The 1,841-nt window shown below is 74.9% G+C and carries 3 protein-coding genes; all 3 read right to left on the reverse strand.

Annotated features, from left to right (window positions below; all coding sequences use genetic code 11):
• A partial coding sequence (locus KBX53_RS31810; protein ID WP_210863511.1) for a serine/threonine-protein kinase occupies positions 1 to 862 on the reverse strand: 862 nt, incomplete at its 3' end.
• Between the two features lie 98 nt (positions 863 to 960).
• The gene (locus KBX53_RS31815; RefSeq protein ID WP_210863513.1) at positions 961 to 1,164 is read right to left on the reverse strand and encodes a hypothetical protein; all 204 of its coding nucleotides are present in this window, start codon (positions 1,162 to 1,164) and stop codon (positions 961 to 963) included.
• 2 nt (positions 1,165 to 1,166) lie between these two features.
• The coding region (locus KBX53_RS31820; protein ID WP_210863515.1) for a substrate-binding domain-containing protein at positions 1,167 to 1,841 on the reverse strand (675 nt) is incomplete at its 5' end.

A 1,841-nucleotide genomic window follows, 5' to 3' on the forward strand; every position in this document is an offset into this window, starting at 1 on the left:
CCGGTCGGACGCGCAGCAGCTCGGTGGGCGGCTCGACCGGCTGACCGGCGCCGAAGCGGCGGGCCAGCTGCGCGGCGCTCGGCCGGTCGGCCGGGTTGGCGGCCAGGCAGGCGACGGTCAGCTGGGCGATGTCGGCGGGGAGGCCGGGCACCCGCAGCGGCGGCACCGGGGTGCCCCGCCGGTGCACCTCCAGGGCGTCTTCCCAGCTCTGCACGGGCAGTGGCGCCTGCCCGGTGAGGGTGCGGTAGAGCAGCGCGCCGACGGCGTACACGTCGCTCGCCGGGTCGGGTGGGCCGGCGGTGAGCCGTTCCGGGGCGAAGTAGGCGGGGGTGCCCATCACCGGTTCGCCGGACTGGCTGTCGAGGCCGCCGAGCGCGGCGATGCCGAAGTCGAGCACCTTGGCGCCGGTGTCGGTGAGCATGACGTTGCCGGGCTTGACGTCGCGGTGCACGACGCCGATGCGGTGCGCGGCGGCCAGCGCGGCGGCGATCTGCCCGGCCATCCGGACGGCCTCCGGCCAGGGCATCGGCCCGGACCGTAGCCGGTCAGCCAGGTTGTGACCGTCGACCAGTTCCATCACCAGGTACGGCACGACGACGCCGTCGGCCAGGGTCGCCTCGGCGTAGTCGTACACCTGGGTGACGTGGGGGTGGGTCAGCCGGGCGGCCGCGCGGGCCTCGCGTTGGATGGTGGCCCGCAGCTGCGGGTCGGTGGCGAACTGCCCGGCGAGCACCTTGATCGCCACCGGCCGCCCGAGCACCTCGTCGTCGCCACGCCACACCTCGGACATGCCACCGAGACCGATCCGCTCGTGCAGCACGTAGCGGTCGTGGAGGCGGAGGGTGGGCCGGAGCGGAGACATGGCTTCCCCAGTCTGCCTGGCAACGCCGCTGTCGACCACTCTGCGTGCCCGAACCCGTACTGATCGTCCCGTGCGTACCGGAATGGGGTTGGTTCGGGTCAGGAGCCGCGCGGGGTGCCCGGCAGCGGTCGCGGTTGGATGCGGTCGGCGAGCCGGCGCAGGGCGAGGGCGGTGGCCACCCGGGTCGGCGCGAGCAGTGCCCGGCGGGGGTGTTCGACCTGGACCGGGGCGTCCGGTCGGGCCGAGTTGACGTGCCGGTTCATGGCGTCGAGCGCGGTGACGTATCCGGTGGGCAGTTCCATGGTCAACTCCTCGGGACAGGTCCGGTGGAGTCCCGGACGACGAGTGCGGTGGGCAGCAACACGTGACCGGCCGCGGGGTCCGCGGGCGGGTCGAGCAGGAGTTCGGCGGCGATCCGGCCCTTCTCCTCGGCCGGTTGCCGGACGGTGGTGAGACCGGCCGCGGCGGCCTCGGGGACGTCGTCGAAGCCGGTCACCGAGACGGTTGGACGATCATGGGCCGGCCGCGCGGCCAGGGCGTCCAGCACACCGAGCGCGAGGACGTCGGAGCCGGCCAGCACGGCGGTCGGCGGTGCGGGTTGGTCGAAGAGTTCGGCGATGGCCGCCGCCGCCGCTTTGCGGCTGTTGCCGGGCGCGTTGACGACGGTCAACTCCGCCCAGCCGACGCCGACCTCGGCGAAGGCGTCGGCGAACCCGGCGAGCCGGCCCCGGGTGGTCGGATGCGGCACCTGGTCGACCCCGGCCACGGTGAGCGGGCCGGCCGGCGCGTCGGGCAGCACGGAGTCGGCGAGCAACGCCACCCGCCGGTGCCCGAGCCCGGCGACGTGCGCGGCGGCACTGCGCGCGGCGGCCCGCTCGTCGATGCCGACGTACCGTTCGTCAGCGCCGGCGTTGTCGCGGGGTGCCGTGCTGACGTACGGCAGCCCGCGGTGACGGATGACGTCCAACGCCCATTCCTC

Origin of the sequence: Micromonospora sp. M51, from assembly GCF_018070305.1 — a bacterium.
GTDB lineage: Bacteria > Actinomycetota > Actinomycetes > Mycobacteriales > Micromonosporaceae > Micromonospora > Micromonospora parva.

Bases quoted from the DNA above. Each gene is read 5' to 3' on its own strand.
- KBX53_RS31815 (WP_210863513.1), bottom strand. From the start codon at position 1,164: ATGGAACTGCCCACCGGATACGTCACCGCGCTCGACGCCATGAACCGG.